Below are 23177 nucleotides of genomic sequence, written 5' to 3'. Positions count from 1 at the left end.
GACCTTTCAAATTTATAGATCAACAAAGCACAATGAGTAATATTAAACCGGAAGATTTTTTTAAAAATGTTATCTCACACAGTAAAGAATATGGATTTATTTTTCAAAGTAGTGAAATTTACGATGGTTTAAGTGCAGTTTATGATTATGGCCAATTAGGCACAGAACTAAAGAAAAACATCCGTGATTACTGGTGGAAAGCAATGGTGCAACTAAATGAAAACATTGTGGGAATTGATGCTTCTATTTTCATGCACCCTACCACCTGGAAAGCAAGTGGACACGTTGATGCATTTAACGATCCATTAATCGATAACAAGGATAGCAAAAAAAGATACAGAGCCGATGTGTTGATTGAAGAACATATTGCTAAGATCGAAGACAAAATAAAAAAAGAAGTAGAAAAAGCGGCCAAACGTTTTGAAAATTTTGATGAAGCTGTTTTTATTTCTACAAATGCACGTGTAAAAGAATATCAAGAAAAAATTGATTTTATTAACACGCGTTTTAAAACAGCTCTCAACGATAACAATCTTGAAGAAGTAAAACAAATCATCGTTGATCTTGAAATTGTTGATCCTATCAGCGGCAGCCGAAACTGGACAGATGTACGGCAATTTAATTTAATGTTCAGCACTTCCATGGGTTCTGTTTCTGAAGATGCCAATACCATTTATTTGAGACCAGAAACCGCGCAGGGAATTTTTGTAAATTATTTAAATGTTCAAAAAACCGGTCGCATGAAAATTCCATTTGGGATTGCACAAACCGGAAAAGCGTTTAGAAATGAAATTGTAGCACGACAATTTATTTTTAGAATGCGTGAATTTGAACAAATGGAAATGCAATTTTTTGTAAGACCAGGCACTGAAATGGAATGGTATGAACACTGGAAACAGACTCGTTTAAACTGGCATTTATCATTAGGCTTAGGTAAAGAAAAATACCGTTTCCATGACCACTTAAAATTAGCGCATTATGCAAACGCAGCAGCAGATATTGAATATGAATTTCCTTTTGGATTTAAAGAGTTGGAAGGAATACATTCACGCACCGACTTTGATTTAAAACAGCACGAACAATTTTCTGGAAAAAAATTACAATATTTTGATCCAGAATTAAACCAGAGCTATGTTCCTTATGTTGTAGAAACTTCTGTGGGACTAGACAGATTGTTTTTATCTATTCTTGCTTCTGCTTTAAAGGAAGAAACACTCGAGAACGGAGAGACTAGAACGGTTTTAAGCATTCCTGCTGCACTTGCGCCCTATAAGGCTGCTATTTTCCCTTTAGTAAAAAAAGATGGTCTTCCTGAGCTTGCTGAAAGCATTATGAAAGATTTAAAATTTGACTTTAACATTGCTTACGATGAAAAAGACACTGTAGGGAAACGTTACCGTCGTCAAGATGCATATGGAACACCTTATTGCATAACAGTGGATCATCAAAGCTTAGAAGATAAAACTGTTACTGTGCGTCACCGCGACACCATGCTGCAAGACCGAATTAAAATAGATGCTTTGCCCGCATTTTTAGAAGAAAGAGTCGGAATTAAAAGTTTGCTAAAAACTTTGTAGGTAAGGTTAACTTTGGAAAAGTTATAAGGGATCGCAATAAACTTTTTCGAAGTTTATGCGAAATGCGAAGCAATAAACTTTGCCGTCTCTTCAAATTCCTCTTTAGAAAATTTCAGTTTTTCTTGTTTAAAATCACAATCATTCATTGAGTTGATTGGAATGAGATGAACATGAGCGTGCGGAACTTCTAGTCCTATTACTTGCATAGAAATGCGTTTACTTGGAATGGATCTTTTAATCGCTACCGCTACCTTTTTGGAAAATTCCATAAGTCCAGAATAAGTAGTTGAATCTAGATCAAAAATATAATCCACTTCCTTTTTCGGAATAACAAGTGTGTGTCCTTTTTTTAATGGAAATACATCTAGAAATGCAAGGTAATTTTCGTCCTCAGCAATTTTATAACAAGGAATTTCGCCAGCAACTATTTTAGAAAAAATGCTTGGCAATTTTAAATAGAAATTTCAGAAACCTCAAAAGTCATTTTACCAGCGGGAACATCCACATCTACTTTCTCTCCCACCTTTTTACCAAGTAAAGCCCTACCAATTGGAGAATCAACAGATATTTTACCAATCTTAAGATCCGCTTCGTTTTCAGCTACCAGAGTATATTTCATAGAAGCTCCATTTTTGAGATTTTTTATTTTTACTGTTGTAAGAATACTTGCTTTACTGAGATCTAACTTTGTTTCATCCACAATTCTGGCATTTGCAATTACGTCTTCTAGCTTTGCAATACGCAGTTCAAGCAATGCTTGAGCCTCACGTGCAGCATCATACTCTGCGTTTTCGCTTAAATCTCCTTTATCCCTTGCATCCACAATAGCCTGAGTGGCTACTTTACGTTCTACAGATCTTAATTGATGTAATTCATCTTTTAGCTTTTGTAACCCCTCTTCTGTGTAATATCCTATTGCCATATCTATCTGGTTTAAAAAAAGAAAGAATCCCGATAATCACCGGGACTCTTTATATTAACAAAAATACTAAAAAAATTCTAAAGGTTCAACCTTAATCCAAAGGAATGTGTTCCTCCAAAAGGATTACTAAAACGGTAAGAATAATCCAATCCTATTGTTGATTTTTTCTCATTAAACGGAACTTCAAATGTTAAACCAGCAGAAGGCCCAGTAAAAGCATTTCTTCTCTGATCATCATTAAACATGTTTTTTTCAACAAAAGATCCAACTCTAAACATGAGCATTTCTTTCCAAGCATATTCAAGTCCAACCATACCGTTATCATAACTAAATGAGTTAGACGTAAAGTTACCATGAATGGATAAACGATGTTGTTTTAATAAACCTGTAGAATCCTTCGTTAAATAGAAATCGTAAGACGCTCCAATATTAACCATGGTTGGTAATTCAAAACCAGCAGATCTGTTATTTACGGTTAACTCATAGCTCCCGTTTATTGAAGTTGCAACCGCCTGACGACTTAATCCGTCACCTACATAACTCATTTTCGGACCCCAATTTCTTAACGCAATACCAAAGTGGACTTGATCGTATTTACCAGTATGATACTGTATACCAGCATCAATTGCTAAACCATGCGCTGCCGCATTGGGAATTTGTTCGTTTACCAATTTAAAATTAACTCCACCGAAAATATTATCAGAGAACATTTTAGCATATGATAAACTAATATTATAGAAGGAAGGACTATATGTTCCTAAACCTCCTTCTGGTTGCTCCTCTGTTGTAATAGGAATCTTTCCGGCGTTAATAGCAACAACACCTAATCCAATTGTTCCAGTTTCACCAATTCCCTGAGTTATACCAAAAGTGTTTATAAAAATATCGGTTCCTTGCAACCAGTTTGATCGATTGAAAAGAACCTCTGTTTTACGCGTGTAAGCAGTCCCAGCTACATTTAAGAACTGTGCTTCTAAGCCTCTCACTCTAGCGGAATTTGAACCAGCCATTCCTGTATTTCTAGCGAAAGGGTTAATCAATAACTGACTGGCTCCAGCCTGCCCTGTACGTTCAGGATTACCTGCATTAACACTCAATCCAAGTGCCAACGAAACTGGTATAGCCAAATATTTTAAATTTATTTTCATAGTCTTTACTTCCTTTGTGATTAGTAGCTTTGAACATCTAATGGGCGCATAACGCCAAACCATTTAAGTATTTTCTCTCCAACTCCAGGCGCATCAATATGAAAAATGTAGAGTCCACTAGCTACAGAAATATTATTTTGATTTTTCAAATCCCATTCAACAAACGAACTACGTTTAGATGTTTTTAAGTCTCCAACGCCGCCTGAAACACCAGTATATAAATCCTCTTGATCAGTTACATCACGTTTAATTGTTCTTATTAGCGTTCCATTCATAGTAAATATCTTAATTGTACATTTACTCGGCAAATTAGTTATTCTAATCCTATTATCAGCCCTGCCGGTCTCGTAGGCAGAAGATCCATAATAAGGATTTGGAACAATATTAATTCTATCCATCGCGTTCTTCGCTATTCCCTCTTGTTGATACAAAGTGGAAATATCGTTCGTATTGAATGTATACATTGGAAAATTGTTATTTTGAACGTCAGACTTTTTAATGTCATCAGTTAACAAACTTGGGTTGTTTACACTTAACAATGTATTTACTGTACCATATGGTTGTGCCGCATAGGGCAAATTAGCAATACCTGACCATCCATAGCGGTAAGGTTTGGTTACATTTATTTGAACCCTAACATCAGAAGGCATGAGGTCAGGAGTTTTAAATTCTAAACCTGGAGCAGGCATTGGTATTGAAACCCACATGATATCGCGCTCAACGCAATTTAAAGCATCGAGGGCTCCGCCGTTCTGCGGTTTATTATCAGAAAACACTTCAGTTGTAAAGTAACTTTTCAAAATGGTAATCATTCTCTTACCGTAATCGTATGGCCCCACAAAACTTTCTTTGTTATCTAAATCTTTTATCCATTTGTAAGCGTATGCAGCACTTGAATAAAAAGTAGATTTAATTGAGTTACCACCAAATACATAAACAAAATGTTTACCTCCCATGGAGAAACGATAAGGGAAATCATAATTTGCTGTAGGATTCCAAATCATATCATTACCATTATTTTCTTTCTGATAACTATCTTCACCAAAAGCCATATTTAAACGTTCGCCAGTCTCAATATTAATAGCATAGCCTGGAAACCATCCCATGCTTGTTTCTGAGATGAAATTCGGATCGGATGAAGAAGAACTAGTGCCGGAACCAACCGCTGCCGGTTTACCATCCTTATCAACGGAAGCATGCTTTCTTGGTGAAAAGAAGATTGCATTACCTTCACTTAGAATTGATTTTTCTTGCATTTCGAGTACAACACAACGAGTCCACTTGGATTTATCTTTTGTGAACACTACCAATGTACTACTCAACTTTCTCAAATCGGTATTTAACCTACCTGGCGTGCTATTTGTTGAAGTCTGAAGTTGTCCAAATAGTGCTTTTAAATTCTCATCTTCCTCCCAAACTCTACCATCAAACCCTGGTCCACCAAAGCATCTACCTGGATATTTACCCTGCGGGCCTGGAGCAACCGAATAATAAGAAGCCGTAAGCGGATATGGCGCCCAGGTACCACCAAGGATCTGCCCATACTGTTTGTCTGGATCATAAAAAGCTTGAACTTTATTTGCGGTTGATAATTTGTAATAAGCATCTTCGAGACCCTCTGACTTTGTTGATCCTGACAAAATCCAATTATAAGGGTTTGCGAAATCAAAATCAGGAACCGAATTTAACCAATTAGACTGACCGTTTAGATAAGAAATACTTGCTCCAATAAGTGAACCAGGTGATGGGCCTGTGTAAGCCGAATCTTCTGTTAGCCCTTTAAAATCAGTAAATCGATTTATTCTTTCACCTGGATCAGCTACCTGTTTAATATTAACAGAGAAACCTAAATCAGGGAAATAAAACTCATTACCAACTTTTATCGTTTGATAAATCGTATCAGATAATGCAGACTTACTGTTTATTTCTGTTGAGTAATATTTTTTTCCACTCACAAGATCTTTTAATTCCCAACTTGTATTTTGCACATTTAACGTGTTTATTGTGCCTTTATAAGAAGAAACAGATCCTGAGGAAATTACAGGTATCATAGCATTTGCATCTGTTGTTGGTCCAGTGGAGTTTTTATTATAATTAATGAATTTAAAACTGAACTTAGAATCCTTAACATTTAAAGGATCTACAACTTTAATATTCAAAGGTCCTTGCGCATTCTCATAAGTAATGTCGGCTTTGAAAAAATTAGTAACAATTTCATCCTCAGAAGCTTTCGTAAGCGTTAACATATTTCCACCATTACCTTGACCTTCAACTCTTGTAATTTTTGGACCAAAGCCATAAAATGACTGAGACAGTGTTCCTCCTTTTTCAAGATCGGTATTATGAGGTGTACCTGAAGCACGCTTATATTTTCGTCCTTCTAGATAAGGTCTTTTTTGACCAAGGTAGTTTTCTGATGAACTTTGAGACGGTGATATGTCAGGTTTATACGGCAGGTATTCATTAAAGGCATAAGCTACACAAAGAAAAAAGTATTGCTTATTATTAACTAGTTTTCTGTTTTCCAGAGTAGAAAACGCATCATCAGTAATTTTAAATGAAGTCCTAATTCCTTTATCCTCACCCTCTACCTTAACTGTCGGCACAAAACCGCCTCTAATATTATCTTGTTCAAAATTAGTAAGTCTAGCGTGTCCGTTCTCAATATCACACTGAAAAACAACTTTTGCTTTTGTTGGATCACTGAGGTCAGTAGAGGTTATACCTTCGTTTTTAACTTGATAAACAATATATCCTTCGAATTTATAAAACTTATCGGGATTTCTTAAAGCTAAGTTACTTGAAGATGGATCTGAAACGATTGAGATATCTTCTTCTGCGTAATCATTATTGAATTGTTTGTAGTTATTTTTACCCTTTTCGTTCACTAAATAAAATATTAACTCATTATTCATTTCCTGAATAGTCATAACTGGTGCCTCTGGCCCATCAAGAAGTTTAAAACAATTATCAAACAATGCTTGAGCTTTGTCATCAGCGTTAAACATTAAATCAAGCGATTGAATATTTCCACCTTTACTCGAACTTTGAGCCCATGGCATTCCAAACGTAATCTCATTTACTGCACCAGGTTTTAGAGTAAATGGTCCTGCAGATTGAAGAAACCTTCTGTCACCTGGAGGATTACCAGAACCCTTTTCCGTCCAACCTGTGCCAGTCACTGGGTTACCATCATATACAAATGTTGAAGGAGTAGTTCCACCATAAGCATTTCCACCAACAGTAAATGGTGAGCTATCTTTCCATCTACCTGTCATGTAATTATAGTAATGGATGGCAATATCGGGATTTACAGTTTGTGGAGGAAATGCACCATAGTTATTATTGTAATAAGTGAAACGGCTCATTTGAATTGTTTCACCTGCTTCATCTATACCGCTGTGAAGAAGACCTGTCCCATTATCCTGATCATTGTCTATTCCGTCATTCAAATCAGCCAGTGGACCCTTAAAAAAATCGCAACCTAAAGAAGGTGGGTAATCTTGATAACCATTAGTTCCCATAGCAGTTTCATCAAATGGATCTGCATTGTAAATATATCCTAAACCCCTCTTAACATCACAACCAACGTAATCATCCAGGAAGTATCCTAGATCGGCATCGTTCCAAATTGTAAAATAAGTCTGATTCAATTGAAATGAAGAACGATTAAAAACTTCATAACTATAGAAGGTCATATTATTAATCTCATCATTTGTTTTAAATGCAAATGCTTGAGCTCTTACCTCCACTCCAATTGGAACGCCCTGAGTTTCGGTATGAATACCTCCATTGTCATTAAATACCCAAAATAAAGTATTGTCACCAAATAACTTTGTTTTACAAAAACCAAGATTATCTTTTTCAGCTTTATTGTCAATATCGTAAGCAGGATAATCGCGACTTCCAGCAGGATCGTAAACACCGTCGTTATCTACGTCAACAAATGGCGCCAAATATTTACCTTGTCTTTTACTCACGTCTCCATTTCCTGGCCAGTTCAAAATTGCTGCGGACGGAATTACTCCAGTTGAAAACTCTTCAACTTCAGCTCTTGAAATAGAGTAAATTTGATCGTATTTAGCACACACAGCAGGATCTGCCGAAGCGTTTATTGTATCCAATGGCCCAGACCAAAAATCTATACCACTCTGACGGTAGGTCATAGCAGCGATTTTTAATTGCCCACCAGCATCTAATCCTCCAAGCCATATAGATCCAGCGAAACTAGATGAAACGCCTGTATTTCTATTAGCCACACTAGGAATATAGTAGAAGGCATTTCCGTTGCCATTTCTGTCCCACCACATATCTCCACCACTAAAAATAATGGTTCTTACATTATTAAATCTTAATTCCTGACTGGCGTTAGGTGCAGCACAATTTGCCATTACTCTGTTACCACCACCTGATGAAGAACCAGAAGGTCGTTCTGAGGCAACTTTTTCCCTACCAAATAAGGCTGTAGTTGATACTGCTGCTAAAATTATTATTATTTTTTTCATGTTCCTGTCTTTAAAATTCAAATAAAACTCCTATGCGTATTTGTCTCGGTAAGCTATAATTATTAGGTGCATTCATTCTTATGCTGTACATATCAGAGAAAGCTGCAGCACTATTAGTTATAGACAATGCATTTTGTCCCTGAGTTGATTGCAAATAACCATCATCATCAGAAGCACCCGTGTAGTGATAAACGTTGATAACATTACTTGTGTTAAACAAATTCAAAATCTGTAAATAAATATTTAGATTGGCTGTCTTTTTGTTATCTGATTCATTTTTTCCCCACTCCAAAGCAATATTTTTATCAATTCTTAAATTAGCTCTAAATTGCCATGGCTTAGATGAACCATTAATTTGTCCTACAATACTCGAACGTCCGCCACCATTTATAGGCACCGCTGTATTCCAACGCGTGTAAGGAGTTCCTGATCCTAATAAGAAAGTGAAATTGAATCCAACATCTTCTAAGAATTGAATTGTTTTATTTTTTTTGGTTTTAAAAGTTGGTCCCTTATAATCCTTTTTACTACCAAAGCGGTAATCGTAAGACAATACAAAACTATGACGTTGATCATAATCTAACGGTTGGAGTACACGTAGGTTTGGTTGACCACTAGAGGCTAAGTTAGCACCGGAATTAATATTTGAGCCTGAACCTTCGGCAAATTGGAGTGTGTAATTAAAATTAATTTGCGAACCGCCTGTTCTTCTGAGTTCAAATTTGAGCGATAGTCCTTTAACGGTAGAAAAATCAATATTATCATACATAATATAATTTTTAGGATAAGCTCCGACTACAACGCGCTGATTGATTTGATTTCTAAACTCTTTGTAAAAAGATGTGATGGTTAAAGCAGCGTTTTTTCTTTCGTTTAAAACTTGTGCGAATCCTAATTCATAATCAATGGTCTGCTGCGGCTTAAGATTTGGGTTTTGTATAAGAGGATTTTGTTGTGATGCATTCAGAAAATAATAATCCAAAGGATTTAATTGATTATTCGTTGGTCGTTGTATTAACCAATCATAATGTGCGAAGAAATTGGCGACATCTGAAATTGGAAATGAAAATCCTAAACGTGGCTGAGGGTTAATAGCCGCAATATAATTTTCAAAAGCTCCGATAGACATTTTTTTATCATAATTGGCCATATCCTTATACAAGGGAATTGGACGCCCATCAGAAGTTGAAATAAGATTAGGGTCTGATATTTCATTCCCCTCAGAGTTAAACCATTTGTCACCTTCTCTATAACCAAGTATTGCTAGTGGAGATTTTCCACCCTGAGGATTTTGCGCAACATAAACAGCAGCGTCCTTAGAGATATTGCCAGGAATGTTATCTGTAAAGCCAGCAGGAAGATTTTCAAGAGATCCTAAATCACTTACTTTAGCCAACTCGTGCAAAGAGTATTTATCTTTTAATACTTGTTGATTTGCATCGTACCTATCAACACGGAATCCAGCTAAAAACTTGATGTCTTTAAAATCGAACTTGTCCATGATGTAAACTGAAGAATAAATTGGCCTAAATGCGCCAATTGGTAACGTATTTCTACCGCTGTCATCCTTCTTTTCAAGGAAATCATTAATATTAGTTTTACCACCAGTTTTCTTTCCATCATGACTGTAACCATAATAGCTAATCAAGTTGGCGTTATCAGTTGTTCCTAAAAGATCCTCAGCACTGAACATATCAAGGCTTAAAATAGACGGATCAATGGCGTCGGTATTAACAAAACCCGTATGATTTTTCGGTAGATTTAATTTTTCAAGTAATTTCTCAGAGAACTGAGTTTGTTGGTTTTCCTGGTACAAATAATCATAATAATAGTAAGGAATTACACCCGATAACTCAGTATTAAGATGTGGATTTGATTTATCAAGCTGAGCAGTGTGTTGATTGGTAATTTGTCTCATCCTTGTCCACAGAGCTGTTGCATTCAAGCCAAAGTAACTTAAAGATCTTTGATCAAACTCAAGCCCAAAAGTTAAAGCATGATTTTTAATATCTGTATTAAAACTTGCTGTAATTCTAATTTGCTCATCGGTTTGCTTCCTATAAACAGAATTACCGAATCCAAAACTATTAAACAAATTATAAATAGTAGCAGGTTGATCACCATTTCTAAGTCCGTTGTTGGCCGCGATATAGTCCATGGTAAACAAGCGTGTAGCAGTATGTGCTGCCAACCAACTTGTGTATAACGCAGCATCTGGATTTTGCGTGCCAGGTGTGAATTTTACGCCTCCTGTTCTATCCCCTAAATAGGTATACGAAGGAGTTGCCAGAGAACCAGATGTTGGCTGATAATCTGGAGTAAAATCATAGTTATAAGCATTCATATAAGTAGAACGAGGTATTTCAAAGTTTCCTATATAACCATAATCAAAAACGTTATCCTTATGCTGCGCACTTTGTGTGGTTGCTATTACTTTTTCGTAACTGGCTAAGAACTTAAAGTAAGAGTTGGATAATAACGATTGGGTTTTTGTTTTGTCAGCCGTTGCATTACCGAACTTTTGCGTGATAGAAAGATTAGTTCTCCAGGTAGTATTGATTGTTTGTGAATTGTTATTAGAATTAAACATGGCGTTTGAAGCCACTGCGGGGTTAGTGTTTGTAGCATTAAATTGATCTGAATACTCATAAAAACCACCCAAAGTCACATTCGTATTATTGGTAGGCTGATAATCCAATTTTCCATTTAATGACAATGAACGAAACACTGCATTGGGACGAAACCTTTGAGTTGTCATATCATCCTTTGTAACAAACTCAGAACTGCGCACATAACCGGTTCCTGAACGCGACGGTGTTAAAGGGTTTTCCTTAACTTGTTGCAACTTTTCGTCTTTTAAAACATAAATTGGAACAAAAGACGGGCTTGGTTCTTTTATATAATTTCCTTGACCTGACACGAAAAATCCAAGAACTGTTCTTCTTGTTGAGTCTCTCTTTTTGTATAAAGGGCCTCCTAAACTAAAACCAATCGAATTGTATCCGAACTTGTCTGTTAACTGTGAAGAAATTAATTCCACGCCACCAAAATACTTTGACTGCGGGCCGCGTGTAGAAATTGATATCGCACCTGATGTTAAGTCCCCATAACTTGCCGGAACTCCGCCAGTAATAACCTGTAATTGTTCAATGGATTGCTGTGGCAACCTCGGCGTACCGAAAACCTTAACTCCATCTACAAAGTATGTCGCATTATTATCACGACCTCCACGAATATTAATTTTACTTCCTTCATCCGCTTGATAAACACCTGCTGTAGTTGCCGCAACAGAGTTAATATCCTTTGTGGCAAGGTTTTGATAATCTTCACGAGTAACGGTAGCCCCTGATTTTGTATCTGGATCAATAAGCGGCACCTGATAAGCAATAACGTCGATAGTTTCTAAATTAACTCCTTCTCCATTTGCAAGATTAATTGGAACATAAGAGGTTTTTCCTTCACCAACAACCACATCTTTTACTTCTGCTGCTTGGTAACCAATATAAATACCCTTAACGGTATATTTTCCAGGTGTTAAAGGTTTGATGAATGCTTCACCATCCATGTTCGTTGTCGCAACACCAACCTGGACGCCATCTTTATAAGCCACTACATTCGCAAAAGGGATTGCTTCTCCTGTGCTCTTATCCTTCAAAGTTATCTTAATTGCCCCATTATCATTTTGAGCCAAAGCTGATAAGCTTGCAAAAATAACCAATACAACTGCTAAATAAATCTTCTTCATATAGTGTTAAATTACCTTAATATCTTAGTTTGTAAAGCCTTAAATTTATAAAGCCTTGCGTTATATAACAAAAAAACTTCTGTGTTTTTTATTAAACAGATGGTTTTCAAGGTATTAAACTTGTATTCTTGGATTAACATAAATTTAATTTTAAAATAAATTTAGGGAGCTTTTCTTCAATTAAAATTAACATTTTTTATTGTGGTAAAATGAAGTTGATAAGTGGTTTAAAATGCGTTTTAAATGGTATTTAGCGTTTTTTTCTAAATAATTTGGAGTTTTTAAACCATTTTTTTAAAAAAAATTCCTTTTTATTATCATTGTATCGTGTTGCGTTCTTTCTATTCGATTTCATTCTCTTACGCACCGCTTTTGTTTGTAGCCTCTTGTGGTATTTTTTGATCGCTTTTTTCTCAGCCTTAGCTATTTTTCGTTTTTCACGTGCCTCTTTCCTTATTTGTTTATTGGTTTTCAGATCTTGCTTAAAGCTTTTTTCTTTGGGACCTGTTCCTTTAACTTGTGAGCTAACAGATAAAAACGGAGTTATTAATACACAAATAAAAAATATGTATTTAAGTAACACCTACTTTTTATATTGAATAACATCAACACCGAACCTTCTTAAAAAATCAACGCCTTCATCATTTTTGAGTCCTTTGTAGTTGGCGTAGCTATCTTTAAAAAAAACTTTTTTAATTCCTGTTGTAAAAATAACCCGTGCGCAAGAAATGCAGGGAGAAAGTGTTACATAAAGTGTAGCATCTTGCATACTGACATTGTTTTTGGTTGCGTAAAGAATTGCGTTTTGTTCAGCATGTAATGCAAGCGAGCAACTTCCTTTGCTATCTCTTGGACAGCCCTCTGTTGGCCATTCGATATCACAATTATGTGTACCTGCCGGAGGACCGTTGTATCCTAAAGAAACTATTCGTGTATCCTTGGTTAAAACAGCTCCTACTTGTGCCTTTACACAGTGCGAACGGAGCGCAAGCTTTTCAGCTAGCTCCATATAAATTTCATCAAAAGAAGGTTTTGTCATAGTATACTAAATTAGGGAATCGGGAGATAAGAAACAAAAAGCAAGAAACAAGAATCAAAATTCAAGAAACAAGTGTTGTTTTACACTGCCTCGCTTACCACTTCTTTTACGTCGTCAGGCAATAAACGTTTCAAAAGTGCTTCTATGCCGGCTTTTAAGGTCATTGTGCTACTTGGACAGCCACTGCAACTGCCTCGCATTTGAACAGTCACTACGCCATCCTTTAATTCTTTAAAAGTAATTAATCCGCCATCTTGTTCAACGGCAGGGCGAATGTATTGTTCTAATACTTCAATTATTTTATTTTCAACATCGTTTCCAGGTGCTGTATGTTGAGTATTTATGGAAACTGTTTCTTTAAACGAAGAATCTTTAGCTACTTTTTGTTCTGGAAGTTTATTTATAATTGAATTTCCTTTATTCAAATATTCAGTAATAAAAACCCTTAATTCATCCCTAATTTCCTCCCATTCAAGTGCATCTTGTTTGGTTATCGTAATATAATTTGATTGAATAAAAACTCGCTTTACGAAAGGAAATTGAAATAACTTCTGGGCTATCGGGGCATCAATCGTTTCAGAAGGAGAAAGATACTCTGCGGAAGCACCACTTACTAATAATAATTTATTTGCTACAAATTTTACGCTAGATGGATTCGGCGTTTCTTCAGCATAGATGATGTATGGAATGTCTTGTATATTCATGTGACACCAAAGGTACTAAATAAAACAACTTCGTTTATTCAGATGACCATTTTTTGATTTTTTAAACCTTGTCAAAAAAACCGATTTAATCTTTTAGACGATGCGCCATGACGTACCTTATTTCTGAAAACGAAATTTCTTCAGGTAAGTTACTTTTAATTGGATTGAGTCCTTCTTCATAATTAAATTTTTCAAGAGCCTTTGCTATTAAGTTTTGCTTTTCCTTACTAACAAGATCATCTATTAACACTTCGCCTGTTGCAATATATGGGATCAAATGTCCTTGAATAGTACTTAATGCAAAACCTCTTTGTTTTGCGATATCTTCTACTTTTAATCCTTGTTTAAATAAATTGTAGGTTTGTTCTTTTGTGCTAATTTTTTTAAGTTTATCTGTTCCCTCACTTTTTTCCTTTTTTGTCTTGTGTTCTTTTTTTGGTGATAAGGCTGCTATGTTTGTTTCTATCTCGTGTTCGCTCATGTAAGCTTTAATGATACCTAAAAATGCGTCACCGTATGCGTTTACTTTAGCATCACCAAATCCTGAAATTTTGAGCAGACTTTCAGAAGTATCAGGTAAATAATTAGCTAATTCAATTAGCGTTTTATTACTTGCAACCATATAAATTGGTTTATGTTCATCGTTGCAAATTTCGTCACGTTGTAATAATAATTCACGATAGAGTTTTGGGTGGATTATGTCGGCCGATACTTTCGTGTTTTTTGCACTAGCATAAACACTTATTTTAAAATTAGGGTAAACCAAATTTAATTTATGTTTTACAAAATCAGAAAAAACAAATCCGTTTTCAATGGTTTTAATTAAGGTGTATTTTTGAAATAAAGCTTCAAACAAAAGTTGCAATATCTCATTCAACTCCGTTGCTGCTTCTTTACTCTCTGTGACTAAGGAACAATTTTTAAAATGATCGAGGCATTTTTTTATTTCTACCTCAAAGTAACCCGCAGCTTGTTTTAATCTGGACTGCAAATCCTGATCCACTTCAATGTTACCGGCTTTGTCAATTAAATTACCAAGCTGATGTTTGAATCTGTTAGCCACATCATTCAGTAGTTCAATTCTCATCAATAAAGCGTTAATCCATTCAAGTCCATCATTATTTAATCGCTTACTATACATTTGCAAAACGCCACCAAGGTCTTGTCTATTCTGAATTTGTTCTGAGAAATCAAATAAACTTACTAAAACAATTTTTATATAATCTCTTTGGCCCGAACTAAAAATTGTATTTACTTTTTCTCCGGTAGGTTTTGTAGAAGCAAAATTTAAAATATTCTTGTCGTTTAATAAACTTTGTGGATTAATCTTTGAACTCAGGGTTAAACCACTTAAGCTCCTACAGCGACTTAATGCAACGTATACCTGCCCTGCGCTAAACGATTCTGCTGCGTCGATTATTAATTTATCGAACGTTAAACCCTGGCTTTTATGAATTGTAATTGCCCACGCCAATCTAAGTGGGTATTGGGTGTAGGTACCAAGAACTTCTTCTTCAATATGTTTTGTAGCCTTATCTACCTTGTAAGAAACATTTGTCCAAACTTCTTTTGATACTTCTATTTCATAATTGTCTTCACTACATTTTACTTTGATTTTATCAGAATCGATATAAGATACAATGCCAATTTTACCATTATAATAATTTTTCTCATTGTTGTTTTTTAAGAACATAACGCGTGTTCCTTTTTTTAAAACAAGATTTTCATCAGTAGGATAATTTCTATCCGAAAACGTTCCTTCTACTTTTGATCGGAATGTGTATTCTTTACCTTGCAATGCTTTTAAGTTACGCGCATTTATTTCATCGGCCTTTCGGTTGTGAGTTGTTAAGGTAATATTTTCTTGATAATCCTGTTGCGTAATCGTTGGTTTAAAATGCGAATTCAAAAGTTCAAGCGTTTCCTGATCTAAATTGTTATTCCGAACTTTATTCAATAATTGAATAAATGTTTGTTCACTTTGGCGGTAAATTTTATCTAACTCAATATACACTGGCGGATTTCTTCGCATTACCAAACTGTCAAAAAAATAAGCGCTAGGGTAAAGATGGTTTAGTAGTTTCCATTCTTCTTGTTGAACAACTGGTGGAAGCTGATACATATCACCTATCAATAAAACTTGAACGCCACCAAAAGGTAAATGCGATTTTTTTCTCACATACCTTAAAGTGACATCTATTTGATCCAACAAATCAGCACGCACCATACTAATTTCATCTATTACCAGTAATTCCAGATTCTTAAAGATTGCTAAACGCTGCGAATTGTATTTTAATGCGTGTAAACTTTTAGTGGAATCAATTTCTCCATTTTCTTTCAGAGTAGGTAAAAAAGGCGTGAAAGGAAATTGAAAAAAAGAATGAATGGTTGAACCACCAGCATTGATAGCGGCGACGCCAGTTGGAGCAACAATTGAACTTTGTTTAAATGTATTTTCCCTGATATATTTTAATAAAGTAGTCTTGCCTGTTCCTGCCTTTCCTGTTAAGAAAATAAGTTGATTTGTACGATTTACAAAATTTAAAACTTGTTCGAATTGTGAATTTATTTCTATAGAACTCATGTAAGGACAAAGTAAAACAAAAAAACTATAACCCTTAAACTGAAAAAACTAAACTTTGTATAACTTAGCATATCTTAAAAGATTAAGTGTTGACTTTAAAGAACAACTATTATGAATACTTACAAACTATTTTGCGCAGGGGAATTTATTGAAACTTCTCACGTACATAAAATAAAAAACAAATACACCAACGACCTATTCTCGACCACTTATCTTGCCGATGAGAAGTTATTAGATAAGGCTATAAAAGCAGCCGAAAATGCAAAATATTTGTGTAAAGAATTGTCTTCTTTAGAAAAGTATATGGCTTTGAAATTTATTTCTGATGAACTAGAAAAAAATAAAAATTATCTAGCTGAAATTTTATGTATTGAAAGTGCCAAACCTTTAAGATATGCGCTAGTTGAAATTGAACGCTCTATACAAACCTTTTTAATTGCCGCAGAAGAATGTAAACGTTTGCCTAAAGACTATATGAGTCTTGATTGGACGCAAAATGGAAAAGGGAAAGAAGGTCTTGTAAATTATTTTCCTATTGGAATTGTTGCTGGAATCTCTCCGTTTAATTTCCCAATGAATCTCGCTGTACATAAAATTGCTCCTGCAATTGCAGCTGGTTGCCCAATTATTTTAAAACCGGCCTCTTCCACTCCGCTATCAACGTTGGAACTTGCAAAAATTATCGCGAAAACGAATTTGCCCAAAGGCGCGGTTTCCATATTACCCATGAATAGAAAAACCGGAAACTTATTAGTTACAGATGAAAGAATTCAGTTATTAAGTTTTACAGGCTCACCAGAAATAGGATGGGAATTAAAAAAACAAAGTGGTAAAAAGAAAGTTGTATTAGAATTAGGTGGCAATGCGGGCGTTATCGTTACAAAAAGTGCCAACCTTAAAAAAATAATCAATTGCTGTATGATGGGAGCATTTTCATACAGCGGACAAATTTGTATTCATGCGCAACGTTTTTTTGTTCATACAGAAATTTTCAAAGAATTTATGGAACTCATTCGCATTGAAACGCTTAAATTAATTTCCGGGGATCCATTGAAAGATGAAACCTCAATCTCAGTAATGATTGACGAAGAAAACGCAATACGCACTGAGCAATGGGTAAATGAAGCATTGGAAAAAGGCGCGAAATTAATCTGTGGTGGAAAAAGAAAAGTAAGCTTTTATGATGCGACAATTCTAACACAAACAAAAAAGGGAATGAAAGTATATGATGAGGAAGTATTTGGTCCAGTAATTTGTATTGAAGAATATAATGGTAAAATTGAAGATGGGGTTCAAAAAATAAATGATACGAAATTTGGATTACAGTGTGGGATTTTTACAGACTCTGTTGCCGAACTTGATTATGCATTCAAGTATTGTGAGGTTGGAGGGGTAATTCACAATAATGTACCAACCCTTCGTTTTGATCAAATGCCTTATGGCGGAATAAAAGAAAGTGGTTTAGGAAGAGAAGGTGTTAAATACGCCTTACTCGATATGCTGGAACCGAAAGTTTTAGTTAAATAAACTTGTTTATTATAGGGAATTTATTATTTTTATAATAACTCAAGGTATTGTTTAATCAATAAAATCTCCAACCTATGAAAAAAAATTACCTAAAAATTTTCGCGATTATTTTTTTCCTGGCCTCCAGTGATTATTACATAGCACAATGTGCTGCAGTGCAAACGGGCGGGACAGCCTCAAACATGTTTACGCTTATTCGAAACGGAACAAGTTCTATTGCTGCTAACAAAACTTTAAATACTATTGTGTTCGTGCATCGTAACGATGTTGGTTTGTTTGGCGGTAATTCAGGAAATTTAAGATTTGATTATTCAACAAATGGCGGAACAAGTTGGACTTTAAATCAAGGTGTTACCAATCCACTAAGTACTAACCTAGCACGTTATCCAAACATTGCAATTTATAATCCCACTTCTAATGTTAGTCCATCCAACGCGTATATAAGCTATATGGCACCAACCATTGATCCACTTACCTCGGCTTGGAATGGAGAAGTTACAGGAGTGAGTCAATTAAATGGATCGGGAGTTACTGAAACATACAATCAAAATGGCATTGGCACTATTTGGCAGGCAAATTCATTAGTTAATGGTGCACCTGGCGTATTTTGGGCAATTGATCCTTTGGGCACTACTGGATTTAATATTTATAAAGGAGTTTGGAACAGTGTAAGCTCTGACATTTCTTGGTCTATTAATTTTGTTGCTACGCCTACTTTCAGCTACTTTCCTCTCTTAACAGAAATGGATTACAACATTGCGTTTGATCCTAGTGGGATGACTGGCTATTTTTGTTTTGCTTCCCATGTTAGCGGAGCAGCAGCGAATGCAGCGCTATATCCAACCCTTTATAAAACTACTAATGGTGGTGTTAGTTGGACTGGTCCCATTACAGTAGATGTGAGCCAGTTTAGTTGCATTTCTTCTAATACAATAAGTTCGTACGTTCCATCTATGAATGTTGGTAGCGATTTAGTGGTAGATGCAAATGGAAATCCACACATAATTACTACACTAGGCAATGCGAGTAATTATGTTTTTAATTATAGTGCATGGCATCACATGTATGATATCACTTTAAAGAATGGATTATGGGCAGCATATGATTTAGGAAATGTTAACGGTGCGCCAAATATTTTCGGAATCAGTCCAAATATTGCCACTCAATGGCAAGCACCTCAGGCTGCCAGAAGTGCAGATGGAACCAAAATTTTCTTTACGTGGACCGATAATTTGGGGTATTCTTTAGGTATGTTAAATAGTACTCCTGATTTAATAGGAAAAGCTTATAATGTTACAAATGATACCTGGACACAAACCAAAAATTTCACTTCCTGTAATTTAAGCACGGCAGGTAAAATTCTTTTTCCCCACATTGCTCCAGAAGTATTAGAACCAACTACATCCAGCTTCAAAATTGCAGCTGTTTATGGTGAACCGAGTGTTTCGAATGACCTGATTGCTGTAGCTAATTTTAAATTTCTTGATAACGTTACTTTTGCGACTTCTGAATTTTCAGTTTCGGTACCACCAGCCACGGTAACGATACAACAGGCACCACTTGTAGTTATTTGCCCAAATACAAGTGTAACGATTAATGTAGCAGGCAATGCAGGCCAAGCAATTTGGAATACAGGAGCAACTACTACAAGTCTTTCAATTGCAAGTGGTACAGCAACATCCTATTCTGTTGTTGCACAAGTCGGCTGCAATGTTGGAACGGCAACAGTTGCGGTTACAAACCTAACAACTAACCCAATTGTACCAGTTACTGGCATTTGCCCGGGTAGTTCGGCTAGTTTTTCTGTAATAGGTAACGCTTTAGGTTATACTTGGACACCAGGTAATGTAACAGGAACGAATGTTACAATAAATCCAACCGCTAATACAATTACGCTAACGAGTCAAGGAAGTAGCAGTTGTACAAGTTCACAAACCGTTAGTATAAATCTTTTACCCCCCCCAGTCATAACTGTCACGGGAAATACTATCATTTGTTCGGGAATTATTTTATCCTTATCAGCAAGTGGTGCACAATCTTATGTATGGGATAATGCTACTAGTGGTGCCACATTTACCGACAGTCCTTTATCCAATACAGTTTATACAGTTATCGGCACCGCTGCTAATACCTGTACAAATTCACAAAGTTTCACGGTTGCTGTAAAACCATCGCCAACAATAACAGCTGCAAGCAACCCAACAGCTGTTTGTTCTGGACAACCTGCATTTTTAACTTCCAGTGGCGCGGTATCCTATTCCTGGAACGCGGTAACATCAACTAATAACACAACTGTGAATCCTATTACAACAGAAGTATACACGGTCACAGGCTCAGGTGCTAACCTTTGTGAAACATCTAAAACAATTAGTGTTATTGCTTATGCTTTACCGAGTATAACCATCACTCCGTCTAAAAGTTTTATTTGTAAAGGTGATAAAATTAAATTAACAGCAAGTGGGGCAACTAGCTATACTTGGGTGGCTCAGGGTATAATTAATCCAACCGTTCAAGTAACTCCTACAGTAAATATTACTTATACCGTTAACGGAATAAGTGTTGAAAACTGTGAAAACACGCAAACTTTTTCTTTGGTAGCAAATCCATGTGTAGGAATTGAACACTACCAAAAGCAAGATACGCAACTAATTGTTTTTCCAAATCCGAACAATGGCAATTTTACCATTAAATCGGAGGTAGATCTTCATTTAAGTCTTATAAATGAAATAAGTCAAGTTGTTGACAGTTTTTCTTTAGAAGAAAATAATAATCATGAATTCACGGTTAAAAACCTTATTCCCGGCATTTATTTTATTATGGATAAAAATTTGAATGTTTTAATCCAACAAAAGATAGTGGTTACCAGATAATTAAAATTACAAATAAAAAAAGGGTGTCCACGGACGCCCTTTTTTGTTTTTAATCCTTAAAAAGAGTTTAAAAAAATTATCTTTGTACACTTAAATTTCTAAGATAATGGGACGAATATTTCAAACGCGAAAAGCAACCATGTTTAAGCGTTATGCTAAAATGGCGAAGGCTTTTACTAAGATTGGACGTGAAATTGTAATTGCAGTTAAAGCCGGAGGACCACATCCTGAAAGTAATCCGCGTTTACGTATGATTATACAAAACGCCAAGGCAATTAATATGCCGAAAGTAAATGTAGAAGCTGCAATTAAAAGAGCAAGTGAAAAAGATTCAGGAAGTTTTGAAGAAATTATTTATGAAGGCTATGCGCCACATGGTGTTCCAGTACTTGTAGAATGCACAACAAATAATCCAACACGTACTGTAGCGAGCGTAAGGTTATATTTTAACAGAGCCAACGGATCACTTGGAACCAATGGGTCGGTTAGCTTTATGTTTGATCATGTTGTACTATTTAAAATAGATGCCACTGGTTTAAATAAAGATGATCTTGAACTCGAACTGATAGATTTTGGACTTGAAGACATTGGACTTGATGAAGAAAATAACCAGTTCATCATTCAAACACAATTTACAGATTTCGGAAAAATGCAATCTGGGCTTGAAGAAAGAAAAATAAATGTACTTGAAACAAGTAAAACATACATCCCAACAACAACTAAAGAATTAAGCCCAGAACACGAAGCCGAAGTAATGGCTATGATTGAAAAAATGGAGGAAGACGACGATATTGAAGCCGTTTATCATAATATCGCCTAAGCTTTGGAGAAACACTGGAGAATAAAAAGTTCAGAACCTAACAGTGAATCAGACGATTTACAGGAAAAACTGAATATTGACAGAGTTGTCGCCCGCTTGTTAAAATTGCGTCATGTTTTAAATTACGAAGAAGCTAAAACTTTTTTCCGGCCCGAATTAAATCAGTTACATGATCCTTTTTTAATGAAAGGAATGAAAGAAGCGATTGATCGAATTGATCTAGCTATTTCCAAAAATGAAAAAGTTTTAATTTTTGGCGACTATGATGTAGATGGTACAACAGCCGTGAGCGTTGTTTATAGTTTTTTCAAAGACTTTATCAAGAATATTGTTTATTATATCCCCGATCGCTATAAAGAAGGTTACGGTATTTCTTTTAAAAGCATTGACTTTGCGGAAGAAAATAATTTTAGTTTGATTATTGCTTTGGATTGTGGAATAAAAGCGATTGATAAAGTTGATTATGCAAATAAAAAAAATATTGAATTTATTATTTGTGACCATCATCTTCCTGGAAACAAATTACCTGAAGCTTTAGCAATTCTCGATCAGAAGCAACATGATTGCAATTACCCATATAAAGAACTTAGCGGAGCAGGTATTGGCTTCAAATTAATTCAAGCGTTTTCATTTAGAAACAATTTACCGCAAGAAAATTGTTACAAATATTTAGATCTTGTCGCTACGAGCATTGCTGCGGATATTGTTCCTATAACGGGAGAAAATCGTGTAATGGCTTATTTTGGACTTGAGCAAATAAATTCAAACCCAAGACCTGGCATAAAAGCACTTCTAAACATTAATCAACAAAAAAATCCTGCAAATATAAGCACACTTGTTTTTACCCTTGGCCCGCGCATAAACGCAGCAGGGCGAATTGAACACGGCAGCAAAGCTGTTGAACTATTAACGTGTGAAGAAGATGTGCAGGCAGACGTTTTTGCTTTAGCAATTAACGACACAAACTCTCAACGCAGAGATTTAGATCTTGGCACCACCACAGAGGCTTATGAATTACTTGACAATGATCCACTCACCTCAGCAAAACGGACAACAGTTTTATTTAATGAAAACTGGCATAAAGGAGTAATAGGAATTGTAGCGTCTCGCTTAATTGAAAAATATTATCGTCCAACAATTGTTTTAACTGAGAGTGACGGAAATGTTACAGGAAGTGCTCGTAGTGTTAGAGAATATGATGTTTACAGTGCCATTGAAAAATGCAGTGATCTCCTAGAACAATTTGGTGGGCATAAATTTGCAGCCGGACTTTCTTTGAAAAAAGAAAACTTAGAAGCTTTTAAAACAAAATTCGAATCGGTTGTTTCAGAGTCAATAACAGCAGACCAATTAATTCCGAAAATTGAAGTTGATATTGAGCTGGAGTTTCATGAAATTACTGATAAACTTTTACGCATTCTGAAACAATTCGCTCCGCATGGTCCAGAAAACATGACACCTTTATTCTGTTGCCGATCAGTATTTGACACCGGTTGGGGACAAGTATTCGGGAACAACCATCTTAAACTTGAGCTTTTTCAAAAATCAAATCCAAATATTCGATTTCAAGCCATTGCTTTTGATAAAGGAGATTATGTGAATTTCTTTCAAAGAAAAATTCCAATGGATATTGTTTTTAAAATTCAGGAAAATGAATTTAAAGGTAATACTACCATACAGTTGGTGATTGAAGATTTAAAAGTAAGTGAATAAATGACTTTCTAAGACCGTTCAAA

Annotated in this window: 13 protein-coding genes; 5 read left to right on the top strand and 8 right to left on the bottom strand. The window is 35.5% G+C overall.

The genetic code is table 11. The features are described 5' to 3' along the window. The first annotated feature begins 32 nt into the window (after positions 1–32). The gene (locus tag P2086_RS08220) at positions 33–1577 is read left to right on the top strand and encodes a glycine--tRNA ligase (protein WP_317899973.1); all 1545 of its coding nucleotides are present in this window, start codon (positions 33–35) and stop codon (positions 1575–1577) included. 53 nt (positions 1578–1630) lie between these two features. Here the strand turns inward: P2086_RS08220 and P2086_RS08215 are convergent, their stop codons facing one another. The 8 genes from P2086_RS08215 to P2086_RS08180 all read right to left on the bottom strand — a co-directional run bounded on the left by P2086_RS08215 (position 1631) and on the right by P2086_RS08180 (position 16224). Beyond that, on the bottom strand, positions 1631–2026 hold the full coding sequence (locus P2086_RS08215) for an HIT family protein (protein WP_317899972.1): 396 nt from the start codon (positions 2024–2026) through the stop codon (positions 1631–1633). Positions 2027–2028: 2 nt separating this feature from the next. Beyond that, entirely contained in the window at positions 2029–2499 is a 471-nt protein-coding gene (greA, locus tag P2086_RS08210) for a transcription elongation factor GreA (protein WP_317899971.1), read from the bottom strand. A gap of 77 nt (positions 2500–2576) precedes the next feature. Continuing rightward, positions 2577–3647: a PorV/PorQ family protein gene (locus P2086_RS08205; protein ID WP_317899970.1), complete on the bottom strand. Its 1071-nt coding sequence runs from the start codon at positions 3645–3647 to the stop codon at positions 2577–2579. Between the two features lie 20 nt (positions 3648–3667). Next, entirely contained in the window at positions 3668–8152 is a 4485-nt protein-coding gene (locus P2086_RS08200) for a hypothetical protein (protein WP_317899969.1), read from the bottom strand. A 10-nt stretch (positions 8153–8162) separates the two neighbouring features. Then, positions 8163–11897 (bottom strand): TonB-dependent receptor, encoded by a 3735-nt coding sequence (locus tag P2086_RS08195; RefSeq protein WP_317899968.1) that lies wholly within the window; start codon positions 11895–11897, stop codon positions 8163–8165. Positions 11898–12480: 583 nt separating this feature from the next. Then, on the bottom strand, positions 12481–12936 hold the full coding sequence (locus P2086_RS08190; RefSeq protein WP_317899967.1) for a deoxycytidylate deaminase: 456 nt from the start codon (positions 12934–12936) through the stop codon (positions 12481–12483). An 80-nt stretch (positions 12937–13016) separates the two neighbouring features. Further along, positions 13017–13640, bottom strand: coding sequence for a NifU family protein (locus P2086_RS08185; RefSeq protein WP_317899966.1), 624 nt, complete (start codon positions 13638–13640; stop codon positions 13017–13019). 85 nt (positions 13641–13725) lie between these two features. Then, on the bottom strand, positions 13726–16224 hold the full coding sequence (locus P2086_RS08180; protein ID WP_317899965.1) for a helix-turn-helix domain-containing protein: 2499 nt from the start codon (positions 16222–16224) through the stop codon (positions 13726–13728). Positions 16225–16335: 111 nt separating this feature from the next. Here P2086_RS08180 and P2086_RS08175 point away from each other — a divergent pair, with 111 nt between their 5' ends. From P2086_RS08175 to recJ, 4 genes are all read left to right on the top strand, one after another. Next, on the top strand, positions 16336–17751 hold the full coding sequence (locus tag P2086_RS08175; RefSeq protein ID WP_317899964.1) for an aldehyde dehydrogenase family protein: 1416 nt from the start codon (positions 16336–16338) through the stop codon (positions 17749–17751). 74 nt (positions 17752–17825) lie between these two features. Then, positions 17826–20621 (top strand): T9SS type A sorting domain-containing protein, encoded by a 2796-nt coding sequence (locus tag P2086_RS08170; protein ID WP_317899963.1) that lies wholly within the window; start codon positions 17826–17828, stop codon positions 20619–20621. A gap of 106 nt (positions 20622–20727) precedes the next feature. Beyond that, on the top strand, positions 20728–21441 hold the full coding sequence (locus P2086_RS08165; protein ID WP_317899962.1) for a YebC/PmpR family DNA-binding transcriptional regulator: 714 nt from the start codon (positions 20728–20730) through the stop codon (positions 21439–21441). A 3-nt stretch (positions 21442–21444) separates the two neighbouring features. After that, positions 21445–23154: a single-stranded-DNA-specific exonuclease RecJ gene (gene recJ, locus P2086_RS08160; protein WP_317899961.1), complete on the top strand. Its 1710-nt coding sequence runs from the start codon at positions 21445–21447 to the stop codon at positions 23152–23154. Positions 23155–23177: the final 23 nt, after the last annotated feature.

It is taken from the genome of Aurantibacillus circumpalustris (assembly GCF_029625215.1).
Classification (GTDB): domain Bacteria; phylum Bacteroidota; class Bacteroidia; order B-17B0; family Aurantibacillaceae; genus Aurantibacillus; species Aurantibacillus circumpalustris.
Note: the sequence above shows the minus strand (reverse complement) of the source record. Positions and strands in the feature narration are given on the sequence as shown.